At 44.3% G+C, this 531-nt stretch carries 1 protein-coding gene; it reads right to left on the bottom strand.

Annotation, left to right across the window (positions count from 1 at the left end; translation table 11 throughout):
- On the bottom strand, positions 1 to 323 hold a 323-nt coding region (locus tag ACTHUR_RS17735; protein WP_440400041.1), incomplete at its 3' end, for an RsmD family RNA methyltransferase.
- Positions 324 to 531: the final 208 nt, after the last annotated feature.

Genomic DNA, 531 nt, shown 5'->3' on the forward strand with positions numbered 1-531 from the left:
TCGGTATTGAGGATTTCCAGTTTATCCAAACCCAATACTCTGGCGTTTTGCCGCAGCATATCGGCAGTTTTACGGTTATTATCTGCCAACACTGCCCTTTTCGCGTTACGGGACGCGGCTTCAAATCCCAACGCGCCGCTACCTGCAAACAGGTCCAACACATTCATACCGGTCAAATCCTGACCGAGCCAATTGAAAAGTTTTTCGCGGACACTATCAGGCGTCGGGCGCAGACCGTCTGCATCTGCAAAAACCAGTTTCCGCCCCCTGCATTGCCCGCCGATGATGCGGACTTGATTTGAATGTTTGCTGTGTTTGCTCATGATTAAAACAAATCGTCCGACAGTTTCAGACGACCTCTAAAGAATGACAAAGCAGCCATTATACCGCAGCGTTTTTTCATTTAAGGTCGCATGAAAACAAATCGGCGCATCGTGAAATTTTATTTTTTATGATGCTAAACTTACAAAATTTTATAAATCATAAAATATTTTCTCAAATAAAAAGGTCGCTTACGTCCGCCATTAGAAC

It is taken from the genome of Neisseria sp. P0021.S007 (assembly GCF_051956855.1).